Here is a 21747-nt window from a genome sequence, read left to right on the forward strand (position 1 = left end):
CTAAGCAGCCCCGAGTGGCCGGGCATCACCTGGGCTTAGTCGGCGAAACCGACTTAAGCCGCAGAAAATGAGGAGTTAAGTCGCTCGGAGCGACTTAACGGATTACCAGAACACCGGCTTAGTCGGTGGCAGCGACTAAGCAGCCCCGAGTGGCCGGGTATCACCTGGGCTTAGTCGGCGAAACCGACTTAAGCCGCAAAAAATGAGGAGTTAAGTCGCTCGGAGCGACTTAACGGATCGTCACGACATCACAAAAGGCGCTGCCGCACGTTTCCCATTCGCCCATAACCCATTCGCCCATAACCCGTTCGTACGTTTCCCGTTAGTGATGCTTCGCGATCAGTGACTTTCGACCTGAAAAAAGTACCAAAACGCTGACAACCAGAGCAGCCGTCCCCGCGTAAAATGCAATACTTGGATTGAAAGACTCCGCCAGCCGTCCTGCCAGCCAGGGCGCCACTGCACCGCCAAGGAACCGAACAAAACTGTAAGCAGAAGACGCCACGGACCGTTCTACCGGCGCAGCTTCCATGGTCCCCGTTGTCAGCAAGGTAGCCATAATGCCCATAAAACATCCACCGAGGATGACACTCGTAATGAGAATCGCCCGTGCAGACCACATGATGCCAAGGGCAACAAAAATCGGTTTGCCAACAGCGGTCGTGAGACCCATCACCAGGAGATCAAGAGCAAGCAGCGACAGCACAAAATACATGGTCCGATGCGTGGCAAATCGAGCTTCAAACCAAGGGGCGACAAATACGGAGAACACCGCCATCATGACCCCCCAGCCAAAGAAAACAAAACCAAGTCCGTGTGCGTTCATCTTCAAGACGAACGGAGTAAATGCAAATAGAGTGTAAAAGCCGTAATTGTAAAAAAATGCAGTCACTGCCATGGTGCGAAGTCCCTTGTGGCGGAGGGCTCGAAATGGATCGAGCACGGAAATGCTCCGCTTCGGTTTAGGAACCTTCGGCAGCATCACGGCAATGGCAAAGAAACCAATCAACATCAACACTGAGACACCATAAAATGGGCCTCGCCAACTGATGGCCCCGAGTTGCCCGCCAAGCAGTGGACCAACCGAAAGTCCTAGACCAAGCGCTGCCTCATACAAAATCACAGCGCTCTCGGTGCCTCCGCTCGCTACTCCCACAATCACAGCGAGTGCAGTAGAGATGAATAATGCATTACCAAGTCCCCATCCTCCGCGGAATAAGACAACCTGTGCAACGGTGTTGGATGTCCCAGCTAATGCTGCGAAGACGACAATAATGAACAGCCCCGACAGCAACGTCCATTTAGGCCCAATTTTCGATGACACCGCTCCTGAGATCACCATCATCACGGCAGTGACCAACATGTAGCTTGTAAACAGCAACTCAACCTGACTCGGTGAGGCCTTTAGGCTTTTCGCGATCGACGTCAAAATCGGGTCTACGAGACCCAAACCCATGAATGCAACGACCACGGCAAATGCAACAGCCCACGCAGCGTGGGGCTGTCGGAAGTGATCCCTAAACCCTTTGTGTTTCTGGATCGGCTTGTCATTCTGTTCCGGCAATACATCTTGCAGAATTGCGCTTTGCTGCACGGTTTGTGTCCCTCTCTCTGTTATTCTGGTTGTCTCTTGTGTCTTTCTGTACTGTGTCTTTCTGTACTGTGTCTTTCTGTACTGTGTCTTTCTGTACTGTGTCTTTCTGTACTGTGTCTTTCTGTACTGTGTCTTTCTCTAACGAGTCTTCCCCCACCATTTCATATATAAAAAATTACATATGAAATACCATCACCATTAAGCTCCACCTTGTTTCATATGTCAATATTGATATATCTACTGAAGGACGATTCTGCTGGCGTGAAATCGTACACATCGGGCCAGATCGCCCATAAACAAAAAATCTGCGCGATCTGCCCCAAACAAGGCATCTCGCACAGACTCAGTTAGATTTATCGAGGAGGGTCATAACCCAGTCACACCATACGATTTCGTCTTCTTCCTGCTGCAACTTCCGCTTGAACAGCAAGTACCTGCCAAATACTCTCGAAGAAATATCCCACACTGTATCGCCAAACTCTTGCTCCATGAGTTTGATTTCTTCTTTCCGGTACAACACCTTTTGACGGTAGGTCTCCTTGCGTTCGTCAAACATTTGCTTTGCAATCTGCTTGTCGACAAGCCAGATGGCATAGACTTTGATGAGGAACTCATCACGAATTACAGGTGGGCTTGCGGGGCTCGATATCCAGTCTTTCAGGACTTGGCGGCCCTTCTCAGTGATCGAGTATACCTTTTTATCCGGCTTACTCGATTGCTCCACCCGTTCGTACGTGAGTAATCCCTCACCCTCCAACTTGGCCAACAGCGGGTATATTTGGCTGTGTTTGGCCTGCCAGAACACCTCTAATAGTTCTTTCAACTCATATCCGGTACACGATTTCCTGACTAGCATGCTGAGCAGAGCGTAAGCAAGTGCGTTCATGGGACACCACCCGTCCATCTCGTCCCTCCATTGTAATACACCGCATGGTGAATTCAATCCATGCAATCAATCCATGCATTCAATCCATGCATTCAATCCATTGCACGCCATGACATTCAAACCGAATTGATGCCTGTTCTGTTCCGCAATCATGGTCCGAAGCGTATGTGTACGATGCTTTAAAACGGAGAAATCATTGCACAATCTGGAAGTCTGCGGTACCGTAATTACAATTGTCGGATTTTTGGCAGCAATCACATAAAAACACTGTGATGCTCGTTACTGAGACACTTCGTTCTATGTGATTCAACCAAGACATTTGAAGCGAGATCAAGGGAGGGGTACAAGGGTGGCAGATAAGATCGGCTTTCATATTACACCAAGTGTTTCATTCGTGGACGATCCGATAAGCATTCAACTCAAGGGCTTAACCGCGCACCAGCGAGTCACCCTTCGCATGCACCGTCCCTCGACAAACCCTCTCATTACGCTGGAGTCTTACGGGATATTTCAAGCTGATGAACACGGGGCGGTGAACTTAGAAACCAAAGCCCCACTGGACGGGACATACTCAGGTGTTGATGGAATGGGATTGTTTTGGTCTATGCATCGGATCCCATTGGATGAAAGTCATCCATCATCCAAGGAGCCATTGACTCCCTTATCACCTCTCCTCTTCTCACTGACTGCAGAGGGCGAGGGCGAGGTGATCGCGGAGACAACCATCCAGAGGTGCTGGACTACTCCCTACGTGCAAAGAACACCAGTCCGGGAAAATGGACTGACAGCAACGTATTTTCACCAGGAAGATGACCACCCCCGACCGGGCATCATCGTTTTCGGTGGCTCTGAGGGTGGATTAAACGAATATATGGCAGCCCTGTTCGCAGCGCACGGCTATTCTGCCTTGGCACTCGCCTATTTTGGCATGGACGGACTGCCTTCCGAACTCGTCAACATTCCACTCGAGTATATTGAATCGGCCATTGAATGGTTTGCGTCGCAACCGGCAGTGCGTGAGGACTTTATCGGCATTCACGGTACATCAAAAGGCGGTGAACTCGCCCTTTTGGCAGCGTCCATGTTTCCACAGATCAAGGCTGTGGTCTGTGTATCAAGCGGCGGTGTTGTCCTTCACGGTATCCAGTTAAAAGGATCGGACTCGATGCCCCCGTCCTGGACCTATCGGGGAAAGCCCATTCCATATGCCTCGGCCGAGAACCCGCACCGCTCCGGAAAGCTTGAACCTCCCGGCACAGTCATCTCGTATCGTCCCTGGTATGACTTCCATCTCTCAGATGAAGCTGTCGTAGCCAAGGCGACGATCCCCGTGGAACGGATCCAAGGGAGTATTCTGTTTATCTCCGGACAAGAGGACCGGATGTACGACAGTGAGCGGATATCGGGACTCAGTATGGATCGGCTCAGGGAACACAATCACCCGTTCTCATTCCAGCACATCGTGTATCCCAGTGCCGGACATTCCATCTACGTTCCATACCTGCTCTCAAGCACGCAAGCTGAAGCGCCCAAAGTGGGCAAGGTGTGGGTCCTCGGCGGCACGCTGCGAGGTAACGCATACGCAAGTATTGATTCATGGAAACAAATTCTTGAATTCTTTCGCCGGGAGAGCGAGTGAATGCGGTCAAGACCCGAGTGAAGCCAACCCCAACGAGCGAATAAATACCATCATGGAGAAGGACACAGCTCTCACCTGGTCCTTCTCCTTATTTTTTCCTCTGCTTGCCAGTGAGACGAAGACTCCAAGTCCATGAAAAGTCCACTGTTGCCTGACAGTTGGATCATCTTCCCATCATGAAGTCTGGTTAAAGTAACAGTATCAAAGCCATACAGGTTCCAAACCTGGGCTCAATCAAATAGCCCAATGACCTGCCGCAAAACGACGTCTGAATCGATGCTGCGGTGGACAGAATGGGCATAGTCAGTCAGAAAACAGGGCCTATTCAAATAATCCGGCAACTTGTCGGAAAACCATTGGAGGTATGTATATTATGGAAAAGCATCTTGGATGGATTGTCGGCGGGATTAGCGCACTGCTTATCGGCATGACTACGCCGTTACTGGTTTTTGCAGGCACAGTACAAAATGGACCAACAACTTCACCCGTTTCCGTCCCATCTAAAACTGCCGTTTCAAAGCCTGTCACTGGAAACGCGCAGTCGGCACCCTCAGCCTCAGCCGTCGAGCGCCCGACACTACCATACAAAATTCATACTGTAGACAGACTCGCGGTAGACGCTGTAGGCGGTGGAACAGTTACAGACCTTTCCAGCCAAAACTCTGGTAATCAGTCGGTCTGGACGGTGACCGTCCATCAGCCGTCAGGGAACTACCAGGTTCAGGTGTCTCCGACGACCTACTCGGTTCTAGCTGTAAAGCGTATTCAGTAATAAAGCACCATAATGACCGACATAAAATGCTCACACGGTACGTTTCTAAACATAACATCCCCACCGCAGAGGTGGGGATGCTTCGTGATCAGACCAGATATGCTTAAGCGAACGACCTGCAATCAATACAGTTACTTCATACAATCAATGAAACATGTCCAGACTGTCATTTACTTTGCTCTAGCCCTGTACAGGAGAAGTCTCGCTATCCCGAACCAATCTCTTTCGATATGCTCCCGCAATCAAAACGAAGGCCAGACTCAATACAGAAATCACACAAGCACTCCAGTACAGATGCCCAAAACCTACATCAGAGACATCGTGCAACGCCTTTAATATGGCATTTTGAATTGGCACACTTGGGATTTTCGCAATCTGGCCGGTCAAATTCCCAAAGCTTTCAATCCCCTTTAGGCGGGCTAATTCAGAAGTCGGTACGTTCGATGGAGAAATCCCGATTACTTTGAGATTTGACATCAACTTCTGCGGAAACTGTGCCATCGCTCGTGTCAGAAACCCGGCAAAAATTGTAGGACCAAGCGTCAGTCCAACCTCTCGCACCAATGACAGGATGCCCAGTGCCGTCGATTTGTCATCTTCGACATGCTCCGTAATCATAAAATTGAGTGGAGCCCCGAGCGTGATCCCTACACCAAGTCCAACCAAACTGCTCGCAATGACCATCTGCCATGTTGTTGTGACCCACAGTGGGAATAATGCCGATCCGATCGCCGCCGTCACTGCGCCGAACGCTAACGTTGTGATGGGACCGCGCCGATCCATGAACGCCCCGCCACCCATCGCACCGACGCCTGAGAATAAGGCCATCGGCGTGTACCAGTATCCAGCTTGATTCGCAGACCACCCAAGGACGGTTTGCACATATGCCGGCAGAAAAATTACGGACGACAGAATCAGGCCAGAAGTGAGTCCAATGGCCAAAGTCCACCGGAGCTCGCTTCTTCTCAGTAAGGACATGGGGACCAAAGAATCCTCGCCATTTTTGTCTAACCTGTTATCATGCCAGAGCAGAACCAGCAGCAGGACAAGTCCGGCCAGTACATAGCCATAGACACTTGGGCTGCCTAAGCTTTGAACGATGTTGGCACCTTTCAGGTTGGTTAATCCGTACATCACCCCGAGCATGCCGGTCGATAAGAGCACAATCCCGAGTACGTCTAGTCGGCCCTTCGGAGCTGCACGATTCTCCTCGATACCTCTCTGACCTAAGACGACGAGAGCCAGTGCGATGGGCACATTGATCCAGAACAGCCAATGCCAATCGTTTGTGAGGCTCAATAACAAAGAGCCAATGTTCGGACCTAGGATTGCAGAAATTCCGTTCATGCCCCCGACCATGCCGAGTGCCCGCCCTTGACGCTCCACCGGAACAGTTGCCACGATGTATCCATTGGCAATTGGGAAAATACCGCCGCCGCCAAGTGACTGCACCACGCGACTAATCAGCAGAAATGTGAAACTGTGGCTGAGCGCCACACTCATGGAACCAAGCCCAAACAATGCAATACTGATGAGAAACATGCGCTTGCGTCCATACCTGTCTGAGAGTTTCGCCATGATCGGTACACTGACTGCCAAGCCAAGCGTATAAATTGTAATGATCCAAGCGCCCCAGCTTGCCGATACACCAAAAGAATGGATCAACGTTGTCAGAGCGGAACTCATAATTCCGTTGTCCAGACCGCCCATAAACACTCCAATTGCGAAAATCCCCAGAGCCATTTGTGTCTTTGGCTTTGACACATTCGTCGCTTCCTTTCCCCCAGCAACTGAAATCTTCCAGTCAACAGTCAGTCAACAGTCAGTCAACAGTCAGTCAACAGTCAGTCAACAGTCAGTCTAATAGTCATTTCAAATTAGTCATCGTTGACTATTTGCCTCATTGTAGCTCCCTTTGATCCTTTTAGTCAATCATGACTATAATGTACTAAGTTAACGTTTTGTGAAGGAGTGCTTCACGAGTGGATGAGCGTGCGTTATTACTACTGGGGATTTTGATGGCACAGAGTCAACACGGGTATCAAATCAATGAGTTTATCGACAAGAACCTCAGCCGCGTTACGGACATGAAAAAGTCAACCGCATACGCGACACTAGATCGGCTTTGTGAAGCCGGGTACGTGGAAATGCATCAGGAACAAGAAGGAAACCGGCCGTTGCGTAAGGTCTATGCCATCACCCCGACGGGAACGGAACACTTCCTCGCACTACTGCGTACCAACCTCGCAAAGGTCGATCCGCTGAACTTCGCTAGTGACATTGGGATGATGTTTCTCGACCATCTGCCCTGCGAAGAATCTTTGTCCTTGCTTGAGGAGCGGCTGCGTCACCTCGAATCGGAGATTAGACTGTATGAATCCGCACCGAGGCACGGTTTTGGGCTAGGCGTAGACTTCGCCATGGAACATCATCTCGTTCACCAAAAGGCTGATTATCAGTGGCTTCAATCGGTCATTGAACGTCTGCAAACAAGGAAAGATGTATAGCCGTGGCATGGCTCCGATTGGCGTCTCAAACTGCCATGGGGGTGAGACTGACTTCACTTTACTTTCCTTGTTTTACAACTGGATTTCCGATGGGAACCAGATGTCCCGGTAAGCCTGTTGGAAAAGCAGGCTTGGGCTTGTTAAATGCATAGTCTACTTTGAGAATCACATACGTATTGTCCTTTTTAAAGTAAAACTGGGCGATAAGATATTTGGGCATATCCCATTCATAAAAGGGCATCCCTGATTTAGTATGCTTCAGAACCCAGGGAACGGGCTTCAACTCGGAACCTGTTTTCCATGTTGCGGGCGACTGCGAGGTAAATTGAAAGCTATAAATCGGATCACCCGCCTGATTCCCCATAAAATCCATGTTCCCTCCGGAATCCCATTCCGTAATGCGGGGATTCGCGATACCAAGCCCACCTGTAACCATAAAGACCTCGTGGTCTTGAGGCGTGCCAGAAACATTGTATTGATTGAGGTGCTCTCGAATGGCCTTCATGGTTTGACTGTCAAAGTTATCATGAGGAAGGATATAGTCATGAGGAATCGCAGGCTTCACAGGGTGGTATCCGTAAACCACCAGCAACCCAGCAATCACGAGAACTCCAATAAAGAGTTCAACCGACAATCTGCCCCCGCGGGACATGATTACCCCTCCCATATACACATCGCTGTCCGCATTCGTGCCATTGAGGCTAGGCAACACCCATTGCCATCATCACCCATGGCTTTCTGATGATTTGATAATACACCATCCAATCATATGATTGGATGTCCGCAAAACCCGGACGTCAAAATTACCATCAGGTCTATATGACTGGGCTTTTCTCTAGCAGTGCTTTCTCAAAGTGAATCAGATTTCCATCGTCATCGTAGGTAAACCTATAGTCATGCTGCTGTTCTTCCTCAATCACTGTGTGCAGATAATATTTCAAATCGGCAACACCTCGGTTTTTCGGGTGAACTAACCACGACAGATCCTTCCAATCCAAAATCCCCTCATCCGTCTTCACCGGCGTTGAGTAGACCACTGTGTCCGATAATTGAGCCCGGAAAATGTACATGCCTCCGACAGAGCCACCCTCAACGTTATACCAAGTGGCTGTTCCTTTATACTGAACATCATACCCTCGCAGCTGAAGACCGGTCTCCTCCTGAACCTCGCGCAGCACACATTCTAACGGTGTCTCAGTGCCTTCGATTTTTCCTCCGACACCATTCCAGGCACCCATCCATTCAGGTGACGTTCGATTCAGCATTAAGATGGAATCCCGTTGCCTAATAAAACAAATGGTAAACTTCAACATAGGACGGCCCCTTTCACACCATTGCGGCTTGTCTAGCTAACTGATGTTCAGGTCGATATAATATAGATCTCAAATTCAACCAAGGTGGCGAACCAACGATGCGGTGCAAAGTCACACTAGCAGCAAAGAAACAGATTCAAGCCATATTGAAGGAACAAACAGATACGAATTTAAAACTACGGGTGTATGTCACAGAGGCCCACGGAGATCATGCTCATTATGGAATTGGGCTCGATTATAGATCGCAAAATGATGTCGTTAACGCTGCCACCCCAGGTGTTGAAGTGCTGCTTGAAAAGAATAATGAATTTCTGAACGATATTGTGATCGATTACGATCCGGCGCAAAGTAGTTTCATTATCAATAATCCCAGGCACGGCCATCATCACCACTAGAGCCTCGTTGAAACAATCCTCCAAATGATTCTGATGATCTCAAAAAGGACCTTGTCTGACAAGGTCCTTTTTTGTTCCCATCAAGTGCAAAAAAGATGACTCGCACAATATCTATCGTACGAGTCACCAACAGGGGATAAAGGAGACGATTTCAGTGTATGCTCCCAAGCGTACCAAAATCACCATTTTGAACAATGAATCAAACGAATTTTAGTTCAAAAAAACACACAATCATATGCTCATTGAAATGAACTTTTGCGCATAATTTATGTCAACCAGGAATATCGTCAGTTGCGGAGGGACAGGAATGCCGAGCTTTACGAAGGAAGAACTCATTGCTGCCAGCGAGCTGCGAACCATTTCACAACGAGAACTTTTTCACATGCTTGAAGAACGAGGTAAGCTTGGCGTCCTTTATAAGGATAGTCTTGCGGCCGTGTTGTTGCCCCATGCTCGTTATGCCACCATGGCGACTCGACTCAAAGAACTCGATGAGACTCTTCTCCAGCACCAGCACGAGTGAGTCAAAGGCGCCAAAAAAAGGACCACAGAGACACCGCTCTCTGTGGTCCTTTTCTTTGTAAGGTAAGTCACCCTTATCTGCGGCTAAAATGTTGCTCTGCAAATGCAACCAAGCGTTTTGTGATTTCTCCGCCAACGGAACCATTTTCACGAGCGGTCGTATCAGCGCCGAGCTGTACACCAAATTCGGACGCAATCTCATACTTCATCTGCTCGATTGCCTGTTCTGCACTCGCTACAAGTGTCTGGTTGTTCGTTGCCATCATCGTTCCTCCCAAAACATTTGATTTGCTTCCACGGTGGTTATTGTGGAATGTGCAGGTGTTTTTTATGCGTATTTTATGCGTTTTTTTGTTCAGTTTTATAAATGCATTTTTGCACAACTTATAGCATGGTTTTTTAAACAAAAATCCCTCCAAAAGACCATTACTTCGTTACGACAGACCCTTTGTGTTCGGCTCTGTTGCCATGTGATGAACTGGGCGCGGCTTAGTTTGATTGTCTCATCTCATCAAGACTAATCGATCGATGGTGTTCGGTATGGACCCATTCCCTGCTATGTCGACGATGGACGGCTTCGATGGAGAGTGGAATCCACGTCAAAGTAAAAAACAGGTACAATGGATAAAACACAAAAGCTCTCCACCCTGCACGTTCGAGGACAAACGCTGTCAGTGGAAATCCAAACCCGACAACACTCATAACGTCCCAGAAAACAGAAGGAATCAGATGGGTCAACCAAGGGAAGTACCAAGATGCTCCGAAAATGTACTGCAGTATCGACAGAACCAGATTGACGCCCATTAGTGCGACAAACACTGGCTGTAAAACGTAAATCGACATATCCAGGGCACGCATTTTCCCGTGCCGAGAAAATAAGGCTTTCCGTAAAAGCGGCCCAAGGTACTTCAATGCCGTTGTCCAATGTCCTTGCATCCAACGCAGACGCTGCACAGCGGAAGCTTCAAGGCCCAACGGCTTCTCATCATATACGCGCGCGTCCTTGGCGAAGACCACCCTGTGTCCTGCGATCGTCAACCGCGCTGTGTACTCCAAGTCCTCAGTCAAATTGACGGCTTCGAATGGATGCCTTCTGAGAACCGCAGTGGACAGACAGAATCCGGTCCCTCCCAACACAGCCGTCAATCCGAGAATGTCTCGGGCTCTTTGGGAAAATCGGTTCATGAACCAGTACATCGACGCGTACGCTAGGCTAATCCAGTTGTCATATGGATTTTTCGTATCCAGATAACCCTGAATGGCTGCGTCTCCTCGCGCCAAATGTTTTGCCATTACCTTAAGAAAATCTGCGTTGACAAGATTGTCAGCATCAAATATACAGACGGCGTCATATCTGCTGAGCCTGGCCTTCGAGTGTAACGCCCAGCGCAAGGCGTATCCCTTACCGCGCTCGAAGGCATTGTGCCGTTCCCAAACGATTGCCCCCAAGCTTTTCGCAATGCGAGGGGTTGCGTCTGTGCAGTTGTCTGCCAGCACCACGACATCATAGCGGGCGTCAGGGTAATCGATGGCTTTCAGGCTGCGAACATGTTCTGCAATAACCTTTTCCTCATTGTGAGCTGCCGTCAGACATAAAATCCTTGGATATTTGTTCACATTCACAGACGGACGCTTAAGTTTGAAAAAACCAGCTACAGATACGGCAGCCTGGTAGAGGGACCAACTGAGGAGCGTGCTTTCCACGCAGAATATCAAGATCGAAAAGCAATATTTAACAATGGTCCCGGCGATTGTGTGATTATTTTCAATAAAAGTGATGATCCCGACGAAGAGAAGTGTCATTAGGCTTATCACAAGAAGACTGAACTTCTGATGCTTCAACTGTGAGCACTCCTTTATCAAGGATTCTTCAACGTTTTCGCACCCCAATTTCGCTGAACACTGCATACACCGCCAAATTCAGACTTCAAAGTACGTCCGAACTTTAAAGCAACATATACCTCCTTGATTCAGACAATTCGACCAAAAAACCGACTCTTTGACCGTAATAAAATAAAAGCCATGCTGATGATCAAGCTGTATGGGCCACAATGGCATGTCCACGTCCCTCGCGTTCCAATGTGCGACGTCATCGGTGCAGTAACTGTTCTGTTAGGTTGTCAAAGTACATTGACTGTCATAGTAATATGACATATATTAAACACGAGGTGAAACCAGTGACAGGAAAGATCTCATCCGACCTCTTGAGAGGTCACACCGATACCATCGTTCTCAGAATTTTACTTGAGGGGGACAGCTACGGCTATGAGATATACAAACGGATTGTCGACAAGAGTAACGGACTGTATGAGTTGAAGGAAGCAACGTTGTATTCGAGCTATCGAAGGCTGGAACAAGAGGGCTGCATCACCTCGTACTGGGGCGACGAGACGCTGGGTGGCAGACGAAAGTATTACCACATTACAGCGGTCGGTGCAGATGTTTATCAGCGCAATAAGGAAGATTGGGAGTTTACAAAGTCAGTCATCGACAAGCTCATCTAAAGAGGTGGAAGAAGATGAAAAACAAGATCAAGCGACATGTCGACGGGTTGTTCTCTGGTGTCTATGAAACAAAGCAGTTACGAGAACTAAAGGAAGAAATTTGCTCTAACCTGTTAGATAAGGTCAATGATCTGATTACAAAGGGATCCAATCCAGATTCAGCCTTTCAGTATGCCATTTTGGACTTAGGAGATATGACTGAACTCGTCGACAGCCTGCGGGAGGCATCGGAGACAAGACTTATGAAGGATCAAAGTACACCGACTTTCATTGATAAGAACCATATCATCGGCTATCTCGTCGCATCATTCACCTTACTGATTGGACTGTTGAGTGGTGCTTACGTATACCTGCAAGTGAGACACCTGTTCGTTGCATTGGAATATTTGGCTCCGTTTCTTCTCGTGTCAGCGCCATTATTCATCTACTTTGGCCTCACTCAGGAGACCAAACACGATTACGGAATGAATACAAAGCGAGCACTGATATACAGCATGGCATCGGAAGTTTTCCTTTTGGGTGCCAGCGCTTCCGCAATTGAATATATTGGGCGACATGGCCTGGCAATGACTCTCTTAACGTTTGGTCCGTTTGTCATCGTATCAGCAATCATCTTTATCTACTTAGGGCTAACGGAAAAGAGTCGACGGAAGATGGACTCGCAGTGGCAAAGAGAATGGGTCAATTATTACAACGACCCGCATACTGCTATGGTGCGAGGAAGTATTTCCGGCGCCCTATGGCTCTTTAGCATCGCAGCTTTCTTCTTCATTGGTTTTGCTTGGGGCTGGAAATACTCTTGGATCGTATTCGTCATTGCTGTTGGCTGTGAGCCTCTGATAGAGGCTTACTTCGCCTCAAAAAGAAAGCACTAGACCCTTGGTCGTAATCTATCGATTGCAGATGGTCGACAAAAAGTCAATGAGATAAGCAGGTGATAAAGCATGGGCGTGGTGAAAAATCAAACAGGTTTTATCATTGTTGGTCTCCTGTTGGGTATTCTCATCTCATCGATGGACAATACCATCGTTGCGACTGCGATGGGGACGATAGTTGCACAACTCGGAGGGCTCAACAAGTTTGCCTGGGTTTCTTCGGCATACATGGTTACTGAAATGGCAGGTATGCCGATTTTCGGGAAACTCTCGGACATGTATGGAAGAAAGAGATTCTTCATTCTCGGGATGGTGTTGTTTTTCACTGGTTCAATTCTGTGTGGAACGTCTCAGAATATCACAGAGCTCATCATTTATCGTGCTGTTCAGGGCATTGGTGGTGGTGCATTAGCCCCGATTGCGTTTACCATTTTGTTTGACGTTGTTTCGCCAGAGCAACGTGGAAAGATGGGTGGAATGTTCGGTGCTGTTTTCGGTCTGTCAAGTATCTTTGGACCTCTGTTAGGAGCGTATATTACCGACCACATAAACTGGCGTTGGGTGTTTTACATTAACATTCCGCTGGGTATTGTCTGTTTCCTGTTGGTGTTCATCTTCTACAAAGAGTCCATGCAACACTCTAAAGAGCGGATCGACTGGTTTGGCGTGCTTACACTCGTACCGGCGATTGGCAGCTTAATGTTTGCGCTGCAACTCGGTGGTGCAAAGTACCCATGGAATTCGTCAACCATCATTGGCTTGTTTTTCGCAGCAGGAGTGCTGTTTACGCTCTTCCTCGTTATAGAAGCGAAGGTCAAGGAACCAATTGTACCCTATCAGATGTTTGCCAACCGTCTGTTCACCGGAAGCAGCCTGGTTGCATTGTTCTCCGGTGGTTCGTACGTTGTGGCGGTATTGTTCATCCCCATCTTTATTCAAGGCGTTATGGGCGGAACAGCAACGAACTCAGGACTTATCTTGTTACCCATGATGCTGGCAAGTGTCGTGGCGAGCCAAGTCGGCATACTCATTGCAAGGAAACTGACGTATCGCGGTATAATGATGATTTTCTGTGTGATCTTTACAGCCGGCATTTACTTGTTGAGCACCATTGGTGTAGAGACGACCAGACTACAAATCACGCTGTTTATGATTGTCATCGGCTTTGGCATCGGGGCGTCGTTCTCGGTTCTCAGCGTCGCAGCCATGCAGCCATTCGGCATGCGTCAACGTGGGACGGCGAGCTCGACGACAAACTTTATTCGTGAGTTTGCGATGGCTGTGGGTATCACCGTGTATGGAATTATCCAGAAGAACATGTTTGCCCATAACGTCACACAAGCATTTGCCAGCCAAGGGACATTATCAGCGATGGCCAGCAAATTTTCGCACACAGACCCCCACGCCATTCTGTCGCCTCAACTGCGGTCTGCCATTCCAACTCCGATTCTCGAAAAATTAACAGGGGCTCTGTCTGCATCGATTGCCCACACGGTTCTTTGGACCCTGGTTCCCGCTGGTCTGGCCTTGATACTCGTGTTTGTGATACCAAAAGAAAAAATGACCATGGGTTTTGGTGAACTAGAGCAACTGTCTTCATCGCCATCTCAAGGTGAGTAAAGGTTTGTCGAGTGGACCACCCCCGACACACCAGAAGCATTCTTTTCACACGTCTTCATCGCAAGGCATCCTGTAACACTTCTAGTGCTCTAGGTACACCGGTCACAAATCAATGCTAGATAGACTTCCACAAAGTGTTACGCAGACCTGCATTCATTTATGCTTTTTCGTTGGTGCAGTGTGGTGGTGGTCATCGGTGGTCCTCCGACCCACCCCCACTCATAAGTCATCAACATCAGAAAATCGACTTCTTCGCCCAGAGTCTTGTAGTCGAATGCGCCCATCCATGATGCGGTCGGAGAATCGCTCGTCTTCGGCCCCATCGCAATTGAAATGGAGAGACGCTGACGGCGACATGCAGCTGCCAACTCGCGGATAAATGTGTTGTACAGCGGCCGATCCGTTGGCCGCATATGCTCAAAGTCGACGTTTACTCCGCTAAACCCTCTCTCCCTCGCCATGGATACCGTGCTCTGAATCAGCTTCCGCCGCAAGCTCGAGTTGGCAAGCAGTGTATGCGCAAGTTCGGTATTAAATTGGCTGCCGTCAAAGTTTGTCACCGTCATGAGGGGTTGAACCCGGGCCGTCTTGGCTGCACTCAGCGCTTGGGAATCGGCTTGCGGGGTCAGTGTCCCATCTGCCCTTGCTTGGTAACTAAAGACACACAGATAGGTCAAGCGCTCACCCACTTCTTGAACAACGCGAGCATCGCTCTGTGTTCCTTGCGGCAAGAGATAGCCATTAACTTCGATGGCGCGTTTCTGGGTAATTCGCTTTGGAATCGCGACTCCAGCCCCAGCTTGCCAGGGCATGGCACTCTTATAACCTGGAATGGGCTGGTTTGGAGCCTTGTTCCCAGGGGCAGGCGTGATACCGAGCCATCGTTCTAATTCAACTTGGGACACGCCGGCTCGCCGAGCCACTCGGGCGACCGTGTCCCCACGCTTCAGCGGGTACACCTCAGCGAGCGTTGCAGTCGGTGACGGGATGAGCAGATGCTGTCCAGGAACGATAATCTCCTGGCTTTGTAATTCATTTAAGTGCTCAATCTCACGTGTGGTTGTCGAGTACTGCTCTGCAATTCCACGCAGTGTCTCTCCCTCTGTGACAGTGTGTATCCACATCGTCCTCGCTCCTATTCTCATGCAAACGTACATTCTGGTTCCACCCGTGCAACCCTGAATGTTCCAGCCACTGATCAAAGACACTATCCGTCGATCGCGTATGGCAGGGGCTTCATTGAAGCAGATGAGACCCACAATGCCTTCGTACTGCTGCTAGGATACGGGCATTTTGGGCGAATAGTGACGAAAACAGCCGCCCAAAAGCGGGCGGCTGTACCTTACTGACGTATTCGGCTGGCAATCGGCTGACGACGCAGGATATGATTCTTGGAGCACCTTGCCGAGCGCTAATCGTGTCCAACAATGCAATCAGCCAGAACCACCCGTCGGAACCGTCGTGTTCACAGGAACCAGAACGTCAGCATTTCTCCCATAATACACAATCTTCCATTTGCCTGTTCCGGTGAGATAGGTCACAAGGGAGCTGCCGCTGTTAAAAAGAATAGCTTTGAAATGGTACTCATCAAGCAAATACGGGGCGTTGGACCACACGTTCTGGAGTGCGAGATAGTCCATGAACTTACCGTTCTTCAAGTAGATATCTGTACGTCCATCGATAAACGTAGGAACTCCCCTGAGAATCAGGTAGCCCCCCCAGTCATATTTGTTCAAAACACGCGTTGTCAGGTGATGTTGCTCCATATAGTTCACAGCGCCGACAGGATAGGCACCTTGACTCCAGTGGTCTGCAACCGGTCCTTTCACATTCGGAACAGTGGTAAGAAAATACACCACCCAGACGAGGAGCAGGATGCCGTCCGCAAATCGCATCAGGCGTGTTGGTCTGTTTAACCGTTGGAACCAATCACTTGTCACTTGTGCTAGGAGAGGCACAGAAGCGATGGCGACGTAGGGAAGGAAACGCTGATACACCAGCATCACAGCAAAACTGCCGCCAAAGTAAAGCACATCACGCATCGGCAACGTCTTGTGGCGCATGAGGATGATCAAAAACACGATGATCAGAAACGGCAACACTCCGTACTTGAAACTCCATATGTGAAAGTCTGGCGAGTGCCATTCCATGATGTTGTTTGTCATTTCTGGGTCATTGCCAAGCAATGCATATGTATAGGCCTTGATCCCATTCGGATTGATGAGCCCGACCAAAGTTCCTGCCACAGCGGCAAGCAACAGCCGCCACCTGGCTCCCTTTGGCAACACAGTTTTGGTGAATCTGCCCACTGTCGGCAAGAAACTGACCAGGACCTCGAGCACCAGTAAGAAAATTCCGATTGTCGAGGAACCATGGGAATTCGCCCACAACAGCATGAGCAGGGGGACCCAATAGAGGACGTAAAAAGCCCCTTCGCGAACACGCTGGATGAGCAACAAAAACAAGGCAAACATCAAGTAAGAGACAATCTGCGGCCGCATGGTCCAGAAAATGATACCGGCGAATTGCCCGATGCATGCAAGGAAGGCAGCCATCACACGATTGCCCTTCGACACCCTAATCGCCAGGTGGTACAAAATGAACACTGTACCCGCGAAAATGGCCATCTGAAACAGCCATGTGGCTGGAAATCCAAAGTGTTTGCCCAACCAGGCAAAAACAACTTCAAACAACCACTCTTGCGTTACCCAAGGTTGTCCTTTGCTCGACCAAGAGAATGGATCGGTGGTCGGAACCATATGATGCGAAAGGATATACAGACCTGTGGCATAGTGCCATGGTGTGTCGGGGTCATCGTACGCGTGCATCTCATACATCGCGATGGCGAGAATCCAGACAAATAGAATCAACCACTCGACGCTAAAGAGACGCCGAAAGTTCCACTTCATCATGACTTCCTTCCTCTCCGGTTGTCGCGGATCTGTCGGCTTACCGCAGTCAGCAAATGCTCCATCTCCCTCAGAGTGACCTGTACAGGAGACGCTTTCGCAGACGTCTGTTGCAGAGTCGTCGTTGAACCCGCCTGGACAAACGGCATGGGCTCTTTATCCTTATCACTCTTTCGCCGTGAATCGACGTTCCCCTCCCACGGTTCTACAGTGACAACATCGAGCGCCGTGAACCTGCGCCATACTTCGGGCACCAGTTCGTTCCGCTTTTCCTTTGACAGGGAGCGTAACCGAACCGTGAATTCGCTCAAAAACTGCCCCCAGTCTCCTGGCAAAGTTCCTTGAATCAACACAGCTGCAGTACATTTTGGAACCGTTATTTGCACGTTTGCAAGGGGTTGAGTTGCGATACCGGGTTTGGATAGGTTGCTGTCTACAGATGCGCTCTGGTTCGAATCCAGCGTCTCGGCAACGTTCCCTTGACCGAGTTCCCAGAAACTCATCATGCGGTCATGAACGACGACTGTACCTGCAGCGAGATCGCCCAGGCGGCGCTCTTGTTTGTCAATCACCGTCACAACCATACCAATCAAATAGCCAAATGGAAGAAAGTCGACGACCCGAAGCAGATTTCTCACCGTCGACGCGTAAAAACTCAAGGGTCGGCCGTCTCGACCAACTGCTCGAATCTTCATGATTTTTTTCCCTATGGTTTGTCCAGACAAAGCTGTCTCAAGTGCGATAAAATAACCCCAGAAGATGAGAAAAGAGATGACGACCGCTGCCCCGACCAGATAGGAAGTGGCACTCCCGAAGACGTTCAACCATTGCCACATCAGTTCACTGAGTGTGAAAAGGACATAGAAGACGACCAGAACCAGGAGATCGATGAGTTGAGCCACTGCGCGCGACCCGATGCCCGCCAGGTGGAGACGCAGGCGCACCTGCTCTGGTGTCTGTATTTGCATATCATTATCCAGCACTTTATCACCACCAGGAGGAATACACGCTATGCTCGTCCAACAGTTTCAGGCTCGAAGAGGTCCAACTTGGCAAAAACTAGAGAGCTTGCTCCAAGAGCGGAACCTGAGTCAAACCGCCGACAAGTTTACACAGTTTGTACGGCTTTACCGGGGTGTGGCGAGCGACCTCTCCTATGCACAGACGTTTTACCCTGACCACCCCGTTACAGAATACTTAAACGGCCTGGTATCTGTTGCACATCATCGATTGTATCGCAGAACGAGTCGCAGCTACACGACAATTTGGACTTTTTACTCGCGCATCTTTCCCCAGACATTCCGTCAACTCAGCGGCTACATCTTCGCAGCGACGGCATTGTCTCTCATCGGTGCCTTGTATGGATATATGCTTGTATTGATGCAGCCAATTCAGGCGTACCATTTGCTTCCACCGTCTTTTCTCAGCCAGTTTCACCCGAATCAAGCAGGCCCGCACGCAGTCGACTCCCCCTTAATATCGAGCATTATTATGACCCACAACATCATGGTTGCCTTGATGGCATTCGTGGGCGGAATTACTGTCGGATTGTATACGGCCTATGCTCTCTGGCAAAATGGAATGATTCTCGGCGTTCTGGCAGCCCTCTTTCAGACCAGTGGACGAGCCACGGTCTTTTGGTCCCTGATCGTGCCGCATGGTGTTACTGAACTTCTCGCCATCTTCATCGCCGGGGGCGCTGGTCTGCGTCTGGCCCACAAAATGGTGGCTCCTTCGCACCTGACACGGCCTGCTGCGTTTCGTCTCGGTGCACTGGATGCCGTAAAGTTAATGCTCGGCACCGTGCCAATGTTCATGATTGCGGGGACCATCGAAGGTTTTGTAACCCCGTCGAACATCCCTGTCTGGATGAAGTTCATGGTGGCAGGCCTCACAGGGCTCATCTGGGTGATTTACTTTTCATCCGCCGGCCGCAGGTCCTCTTCTCGCTTCCGTGCCGCTAAAGTACGCCGCGACGCTTCTTCTTCAGATAGTTACTGACCACTTTGGTCACAAGCTCACTCGGCGGAGCTTCAATGACATCGACATTCTCACGACGCAACACCGCTGAAAGGTCCTCGCGCTCCTCGAGGAGCCATTCCACCGATGCCCATTCCGCGACATCAGCTTCTGTCAGCGGCGGTTGTTGCAGGAGTTGATGCAAGTGGACCGGAGAGACCGTAACGAAGACTGTCGGGTGATGCCGCCTGGCCGTATGAATGGCTGGTAAAAAACCGGCATCTGTCGCGAGTCCTTCCATTTCCGATAGTACGATAAGCAGGCTTCGCCGCCGAAAGCGCCCCGAGAGACTGGAAAAAAGCGCCTGGTACCCCCCTTGAACCGCCCGCGGTGTCAGCTTAGCGAGGGAGTCGACAACGGCTTGCCAATGTTTCTGCCCTTTATTTGGGGAAAGACGAACGTCCACTTTATCGCTGAACCCAATCACCCCTACGCTGTCACCCATCCTGAGTGCGGTATAAGCCAAAGCAGTCGCGCACTCGACTGCATGATCGAGCCTTGTTTTCCCATCTGGCAACTGAACAGCCATGTACCGACTGGCATCGATCGCGATAATGATGTGCTGGCCGCGCTCTGGTTCATACACATTTTTCATCAACCGAGTTCTGCGAGCGGTGGCTGCCCAGTTTACCGACCTGAGGTCATCATCCACGCCATACTCAGCGATGTACGCAAAATCTGTATCGCCGCTGGCAAGACGCCTTACATGTCGGCCCTCTTGAAACAGCGTCTGCATGAGGCTCGCCACGCTGTCTCGCCAAGATGTCACATCCGGCAGCACCAGAAGCTCACATGCAGTATCATCCGCCCGGTGGAAATAGGTCCAAAATCCCAGCGGACTCTTCCATCGGCAGTCAACAGCTGAAAATTCAGCCCACCCACGCACCCTCGGTGTCAACTCTGTGTGGTACACGAAGGGCGATTCCATTTCTGTACGCTTGGTGACGCCCCACGAGAATGGTTCACCCAGATCGAACTCGAACTTCGGTGCTGCCAACGTGGGCGAAGGCAGAACGCGAACGGTCACCGTGAGCGGCAGTCCAATCTGCGGCGTCCCACTCGTTTCCCGCTCAACTTGCGGTGTCCCCATTCGGCGTCCAATCACAAAGTCAACGAGGACCACGATGCCAAACAGCAAAAACAAGATGCCCCCTGTATATGTGAAGCTTTTGAGCGTTCCGAGCCCGAGCGCGATAATCCCCAGAACCACCCACACCGCAGCTTGGCGATTTGCAGGGGCTGTCCTGTCAGCGCGGGACTTCCACTTGTTCCAAGATGCGCGAAATGACGGCATCAGCTTCGACTCCTTCGAGTTCAGCGTTGGCCATAAGCAGGATACGATGCCTCCAGACCGGATGTATGACTGTGTGAATGTCGTCAGGAATGACATAATCACGCTCGTCGATGTAAGCTGCCGCCTTTGCGGCATCGAGCAATGCCGTCGCAGCACGAGGACTCGCTCCAAGGGAGATGCCCTCGACATTACGAGATCGACGGGCAAGCTGCACGATGTACACTAGAACTGCTTCGGAAGCTGTCACGTTTTGAACCTCACGCATCATGCGAAAGAGGTCCTGCGTAGAGACAACCGGGGCCAATCGAGCCAGTCCATCCTCCCCCATCCCACCTCGATGATGCTGCAACATCAAAACTTCTGCTGCTTCATCTGGATAATCCACCCGAATCTGCATCAAAAAGCGGTCCAATTGCGCCTCTGGCAACGGGTATGTACCTTCATACTCAATTGGATTCTGGGTTGCGATCACGAAAAAGGGGTGCGGCAATGGGCGGGATTCTCCATAAATGGATACCTGTCTTTCTTCCATGGCCTCAAGCAACGCAGCTTGTGTCTTAGGTGGCGTACGGTTGATTTCGTCCGCCAGCACCACATTCGCAAATATGGGGCCTTGTCGAATTTCAAAGGTACCATGTGACATATCGTAGTACGCATTCCCAAGAATGTCGCTTGGCATTAAGTCAGGCGTAAACTGAATCCGTTGATATACACCGCCAATCAGTTGCGTCAATGTCCTGGCAAGCCGGGTCTTTCCGGTGCCTGGCACACCTTCAATCAATACGTGACCGCCGGCAAGCAGTGCAATCAGCATCTCATTGACGACACCCCGCTGTCCAAAAACCACGGATTCAAGCTGTTCTTGAATCGATTTGACCTCTTCTCGCAACTTCCCCGT

General features: G+C 50.0%; 21 protein-coding genes. 9 read left to right on the plus strand and 12 right to left on the minus strand.

The genetic code is table 11. The features are described 5' to 3' along the window. Positions 1 to 322: 322 nt before the first annotated feature. Together AN477_RS16410 and AN477_RS16415 are read right to left on the minus strand one after the other, a co-directional pair. Entirely contained in the window at positions 323 to 1540 is a 1218-nt protein-coding gene (locus tag AN477_RS16410; RefSeq protein WP_054970341.1) for an MFS transporter, read from the minus strand. Between the two features lie 397 nt (positions 1541 to 1937). Continuing rightward, positions 1938 to 2498, minus strand: a complete 561-nt coding sequence (locus AN477_RS16415) for a PadR family transcriptional regulator (protein ID WP_054970259.1) — start codon at positions 2496 to 2498, stop codon at positions 1938 to 1940. Positions 2499 to 2829: 331 nt separating this feature from the next. Here AN477_RS16415 and AN477_RS16420 point away from each other — a divergent pair, with 331 nt between their 5' ends. After that, positions 2830 to 4119 carry an acyl-CoA thioesterase/bile acid-CoA:amino acid N-acyltransferase family protein gene (locus AN477_RS16420; protein ID WP_054970260.1) on the plus strand — a complete coding sequence of 430 codons (1290 nt, stop codon included), beginning with the start codon at positions 2830 to 2832 and terminating at the stop codon, positions 4117 to 4119. A gap of 373 nt (positions 4120 to 4492) precedes the next feature. After that, a complete protein-coding gene (locus AN477_RS16425; RefSeq protein ID WP_054970261.1) occupies positions 4493 to 4891 on the plus strand; it encodes a hypothetical protein in 399 nt (132 codons plus the stop codon). Positions 4892 to 5071: 180 nt separating this feature from the next. Here the strand turns inward: AN477_RS16425 and AN477_RS16430 are convergent, their stop codons facing one another. Next, positions 5072 to 6634 carry an MFS transporter gene (locus AN477_RS16430; RefSeq protein ID WP_054970342.1) on the minus strand — a complete coding sequence of 521 codons (1563 nt, stop codon included), beginning with the start codon at positions 6632 to 6634 and terminating at the stop codon, positions 5072 to 5074. Positions 6635 to 6873: 239 nt separating this feature from the next. Here AN477_RS16430 and AN477_RS16435 point away from each other — a divergent pair, with 239 nt between their 5' ends. After that, the gene (locus AN477_RS16435) at positions 6874 to 7398 is read left to right on the plus strand and encodes a PadR family transcriptional regulator (RefSeq protein WP_054970262.1); all 525 of its coding nucleotides are present in this window, start codon (positions 6874 to 6876) and stop codon (positions 7396 to 7398) included. 58 nt (positions 7399 to 7456) lie between these two features. Here AN477_RS16435 and AN477_RS16440 read toward each other — a convergent pair whose 3' ends face one another. Both AN477_RS16440 and AN477_RS16445 read right to left on the minus strand, forming a co-directional pair. Further along, complete coding sequence (locus AN477_RS16440) at positions 7457 to 8050, minus strand: hypothetical protein (protein WP_054970263.1); 594 nt, start codon at positions 8048 to 8050, stop codon at positions 7457 to 7459. Between the two features lie 163 nt (positions 8051 to 8213). Beyond that, the gene (locus AN477_RS16445; RefSeq protein WP_054970264.1) at positions 8214 to 8711 is read right to left on the minus strand and encodes an NUDIX hydrolase; all 498 of its coding nucleotides are present in this window, start codon (positions 8709 to 8711) and stop codon (positions 8214 to 8216) included. A gap of 98 nt (positions 8712 to 8809) precedes the next feature. On the opposite strand from AN477_RS16445, the gene AN477_RS16450 reads away from it, so the two are divergent. Both AN477_RS16450 and AN477_RS16455 read left to right on the plus strand, forming a co-directional pair. Beyond that, positions 8810 to 9106, plus strand: coding sequence for a hypothetical protein (locus AN477_RS16450; protein ID WP_054970265.1), 297 nt, complete (start codon positions 8810 to 8812; stop codon positions 9104 to 9106). A gap of 307 nt (positions 9107 to 9413) precedes the next feature. Continuing rightward, positions 9414 to 9629 carry a hypothetical protein gene (locus AN477_RS16455; protein ID WP_054970266.1) on the plus strand — a complete coding sequence of 72 codons (216 nt, stop codon included), beginning with the start codon at positions 9414 to 9416 and terminating at the stop codon, positions 9627 to 9629. A 73-nt stretch (positions 9630 to 9702) separates the two neighbouring features. On the opposite strand, the gene AN477_RS16460 is transcribed toward AN477_RS16455, so the two are convergent. Both AN477_RS16460 and AN477_RS16465 read right to left on the minus strand, forming a co-directional pair. Next, positions 9703 to 9891 carry an alpha/beta-type small acid-soluble spore protein gene (locus tag AN477_RS16460; protein ID WP_054970267.1) on the minus strand — a complete coding sequence of 63 codons (189 nt, stop codon included), beginning with the start codon at positions 9889 to 9891 and terminating at the stop codon, positions 9703 to 9705. Between the two features lie 226 nt (positions 9892 to 10117). Then, positions 10118 to 11470, minus strand: a complete 1353-nt coding sequence (locus tag AN477_RS16465; protein WP_054970268.1) for a glycosyltransferase family 2 protein — start codon at positions 11468 to 11470, stop codon at positions 10118 to 10120. 335 nt (positions 11471 to 11805) lie between these two features. On the opposite strand from AN477_RS16465, the gene AN477_RS16470 reads away from it, so the two are divergent. The 3 genes from AN477_RS16470 to AN477_RS16480 all read left to right on the plus strand — a co-directional run bounded on the left by AN477_RS16470 (position 11806) and on the right by AN477_RS16480 (position 14627). Further along, complete coding sequence (locus tag AN477_RS16470) at positions 11806 to 12132, plus strand: PadR family transcriptional regulator (RefSeq protein WP_157062017.1); 327 nt, start codon at positions 11806 to 11808, stop codon at positions 12130 to 12132. A 14-nt stretch (positions 12133 to 12146) separates the two neighbouring features. After that, positions 12147 to 13007, plus strand: coding sequence for a permease prefix domain 1-containing protein (locus tag AN477_RS16475; RefSeq protein ID WP_054970270.1), 861 nt, complete (start codon positions 12147 to 12149; stop codon positions 13005 to 13007). 69 nt (positions 13008 to 13076) lie between these two features. Continuing rightward, positions 13077 to 14627 (plus strand): MDR family MFS transporter, encoded by a 1551-nt coding sequence (locus AN477_RS16480; RefSeq protein WP_054970271.1) that lies wholly within the window; start codon positions 13077 to 13079, stop codon positions 14625 to 14627. A gap of 137 nt (positions 14628 to 14764) precedes the next feature. Here the strand turns inward: AN477_RS16480 and AN477_RS16485 are convergent, their stop codons facing one another. The 3 genes from AN477_RS16485 to AN477_RS16495 all read right to left on the minus strand — a co-directional run bounded on the left by AN477_RS16485 (position 14765) and on the right by AN477_RS16495 (position 18519). Then, positions 14765 to 15751: a LysM peptidoglycan-binding domain-containing protein gene (locus AN477_RS16485; RefSeq protein ID WP_054970272.1), complete on the minus strand. Its 987-nt coding sequence runs from the start codon at positions 15749 to 15751 to the stop codon at positions 14765 to 14767. Positions 15752 to 16060: 309 nt separating this feature from the next. Next, positions 16061 to 17539, minus strand: coding sequence for a hypothetical protein (locus AN477_RS16490; RefSeq protein ID WP_054970273.1), 1479 nt, complete (start codon positions 17537 to 17539; stop codon positions 16061 to 16063). Continuing rightward, a complete protein-coding gene (locus AN477_RS16495) occupies positions 17536 to 18519 on the minus strand; it encodes an RDD family protein (RefSeq protein WP_054970274.1) in 984 nt (327 codons plus the stop codon). The genes AN477_RS16490 and AN477_RS16495 overlap by 4 nt, the downstream gene beginning before the upstream one ends. Positions 18520 to 18547: 28 nt before the next feature. Between AN477_RS16495 and AN477_RS16500 the strand changes: the two genes are divergently transcribed. Further along, a complete protein-coding gene (locus AN477_RS16500; protein ID WP_054970275.1) occupies positions 18548 to 19537 on the plus strand; it encodes a stage II sporulation protein M in 990 nt (329 codons plus the stop codon). Here AN477_RS16500 and AN477_RS16505 read toward each other — a convergent pair. Then, a complete protein-coding gene (locus AN477_RS16505; protein ID WP_054970276.1) occupies positions 19497 to 20849 on the minus strand; it encodes a DUF58 domain-containing protein in 1353 nt (450 codons plus the stop codon). The genes AN477_RS16500 and AN477_RS16505 overlap by 41 nt on opposite strands. Then, positions 20803 to 21738 (minus strand): AAA family ATPase, encoded by a 936-nt coding sequence (locus AN477_RS16510; protein ID WP_245631862.1) that lies wholly within the window; start codon positions 21736 to 21738, stop codon positions 20803 to 20805. Before AN477_RS16510 ends, AN477_RS16505 begins: the two co-directional genes overlap by 47 nt. Positions 21739 to 21747 lie beyond the last annotated feature (9 nt).

It is taken from the genome of Paenalicyclobacillus ferrooxydans, assembly GCF_001399675.1.
GTDB lineage: Bacteria > Bacillota > Bacilli > Alicyclobacillales > Alicyclobacillaceae > Alicyclobacillus_B > Alicyclobacillus_B ferrooxydans.

Excerpts from the sequence above, each read along its gene's own strand:
- AN477_RS16415 (WP_054970259.1), bottom strand. The coding sequence starts at position 2,498 with ATGGACGGGTGGTGTCCCATGAACGCACTTGCTTACGCTCTGCTCAGC.
- AN477_RS16425 (WP_054970261.1), top strand. The coding sequence starts at position 4,493 with ATGGAAAAGCATCTTGGATGGATTGTCGGCGGGATTAGCGCACTGCTT.
- AN477_RS16430 (WP_054970342.1), bottom strand. The coding sequence starts at position 6,634 with ATGGCTCTGGGGATTTTCGCAATTGGAGTGTTTATGGGCGGTCTGGAC.
- AN477_RS16440 (WP_054970263.1), bottom strand. The coding sequence starts at position 8,050 with ATGTCCCGCGGGGGCAGATTGTCGGTTGAACTCTTTATTGGAGTTCTC.
- AN477_RS16445 (WP_054970264.1), bottom strand. The coding sequence starts at position 8,711 with ATGTTGAAGTTTACCATTTGTTTTATTAGGCAACGGGATTCCATCTTA.
- AN477_RS16450 (WP_054970265.1), top strand. The coding sequence starts at position 8,810 with ATGCGGTGCAAAGTCACACTAGCAGCAAAGAAACAGATTCAAGCCATA.
- AN477_RS16455 (WP_054970266.1), top strand. The coding sequence starts at position 9,414 with ATGCCGAGCTTTACGAAGGAAGAACTCATTGCTGCCAGCGAGCTGCGA.
- AN477_RS16460 (WP_054970267.1), bottom strand. The coding sequence starts at position 9,891 with ATGGCAACGAACAACCAGACACTTGTAGCGAGTGCAGAACAGGCAATC.
- AN477_RS16475 (WP_054970270.1), top strand. The coding sequence starts at position 12,147 with ATGAAAAACAAGATCAAGCGACATGTCGACGGGTTGTTCTCTGGTGTC.
- AN477_RS16480 (WP_054970271.1), top strand. The coding sequence starts at position 13,077 with ATGGGCGTGGTGAAAAATCAAACAGGTTTTATCATTGTTGGTCTCCTG.
- AN477_RS16485 (WP_054970272.1), bottom strand. The coding sequence starts at position 15,751 with ATGTGGATACACACTGTCACAGAGGGAGAGACACTGCGTGGAATTGCA.
- AN477_RS16490 (WP_054970273.1), bottom strand. The coding sequence starts at position 17,539 with ATGATGAAGTGGAACTTTCGGCGTCTCTTTAGCGTCGAGTGGTTGATT.
- AN477_RS16500 (WP_054970275.1), top strand. The coding sequence starts at position 18,548 with ATGCTCGTCCAACAGTTTCAGGCTCGAAGAGGTCCAACTTGGCAAAAA.
- AN477_RS16505 (WP_054970276.1), bottom strand. The coding sequence starts at position 20,849 with ATGCCGTCATTTCGCGCATCTTGGAACAAGTGGAAGTCCCGCGCTGAC.